Below are 2,058 nucleotides of genomic sequence, written 5' to 3'. Positions count from 1 at the left end.
TCCTTTTGAGCATAATATTGATAGGGGTGTTGTTTCATGAGGGACATTCAAGATTTTTGTATTCTAACTCCCTGAATAAGTATGTTGGACATAAAGTAGTTTTAATTGGCGATGTTGCACAACCAGTAGAAATAACCGAAGATAGGATAAATTTAATTATCCATACAGAAAAAGTTATAACGGATAAGGTGGTAAAAGTCAATGGGTTTGTTTTAGTAAATATTAAAAAAGAAAAGAAATGTAAATTTGAGTATGGCGATAGAGTCCAACTCAGTGGTAAATTAAAATTGCCCACTGGACTGCGAAATCCTTGTGGATTTGATTACCAGAAATATTTAGCCCGAAAGAAAATACACATAGTTGTCTGGATTTATGAGCAGAAAGAGATTGTCAAATTAGGGCGAGGGAAATTTAATCCTATTTTTATGTTTGCCTACAAAATCAGAGATAAGGCAAGCACTGTCATTTATAAAATCTTACCTGATAAACCTTTTGCCTGCGCCTCTCTTTTAGATGGTGTTCTATTAGGAAAACGCTCCCAGTTACCTGATGAAGTCGAAGGTTGGTTCAGGGATACAGGAACAATTCATATCTTAGCCATATCTGGTTTCAATGTAGGATTAATTGGATTAATATTCTTTTTTATTTTTCATCGGTTGATTTGTTTGCCAAAACGCACATCGTCAATTTTTACGCTCTTTGTGCTCATTATTTTTGCTATTGTGACCGGGGCAAGTCCCTCGGTTGTCCGCGCCGTGATTATGGCTGGAACAATCATCATTGGTTTAATTATCGACCGGGAAACAAATATTTACCATAACCTCGCTTTAGCGGCATTACTTGTTTTATTACATAATCCCTTGACATTATTTGACATAGGATTCCAATTGTCTTTTGTTGCAGTTTTTAGTTTATTCTATTTTACCCCTTTTATTGAGCCAAAATTATGGTTTCTGCCAAAATATTTAGCCAAACTTATCGCTACCTCTGTTGCCGTCCAGATTGGTCTATCTCCTATCCTTATATTTTATTTTAATAAACTATCATTAATCACTGTTTTAGCCAACATAATTGTTGTCCCGTTAGTCAGCATCATATTAATTCTTGGTCTGGCAATAGCCTTTATCGGAATGATATTCATCCCGCTGGCTAATTTGATTGGCATAGCTACTTCCTACATCATTACAAGTTTGTTGGTCTGTGTCTTTTTCTTTGCCCGGATACCCTATGCTTATATTTATCTTGCTACCCCAACCTTTTTCGATATTGGTAGTTATTACCTTATCTTATGGGCAATAACCAGGCATAAAAGGATTGGGACAACAAAGGTTATTATTGGGATTTTAATCTTAATTAACATATTTTTATGGACCGGGGTAGTAAAAAACTCATCCAGGATAATGAAGGTTACATTTCTGGATGTAGGTCAAGGAGATGCGATTTTCCTGGAGTTCCCTGAAGGCAGTAATATGCTCATAGATGGAGGACCATCGGGATTTTTTGATGCAGGCGAAAGGATTATTTTACCTTTCCTCACAAGTAAAGGGATATTAAATTTAGATGTCGTCATTGTCAGTCATAATGACATTGACCATTATGGTGGCTTATTGTCGCTACTCAAGAATTTTAAAGTCAGAAAGTTTGTTCTGAGTAATGGCATTGAAAATCAGGAGTTATCCCGGATAATTAAAGAAAAAGGCATTTGTCATAAAGTGGTTAAAAGAGGTGACAAAATTAGCGGTTATCCAGGAATAGAAATTTATATCCTGCATCCTTTGGACATTATGGCTGAAAGTTCAGATAATAATAATTCAGTAGTAGTAAAAATATTGTTCAATAAAATAAGTTTTTTGTTTGCAGGAGATATTGAAAAAGAAACAGAGAAAAAATTATTGCCTTTTAAAGAAATGCTTTCTGCAATGGTATTGAAAATACCTCATCATGGAAGCAGAAATGCTTATTACTCAGAATTTATCACGGAAGTCAATCCAGAAATAGGCATAATACAGGTAGGTAGAGATAATAGATTTAATCTTCCCAATAAAGAAGTTATAGCGG

General features: G+C 34.8%; 1 protein-coding gene. It reads left to right on the top strand.

Translation table 11 applies throughout. The features are described from left to right. Nucleotides 1-26: 26 nt before the first annotated feature. On the top strand, nucleotides 27-2,058 hold a 2,032-nt coding region (locus AB1414_19910), incomplete at its 3' end, for a DNA internalization-related competence protein ComEC/Rec2 (protein ID MEW6609678.1).

This window comes from bacterium, from assembly GCA_040755795.1.
Taxonomy (GTDB): domain Bacteria; phylum UBA9089; class CG2-30-40-21; order CG2-30-40-21; family SBAY01; genus JBFLXS01.
Note: the sequence above shows the minus strand (reverse complement) of the source record. Positions and strands in the feature narration are given on the sequence as shown.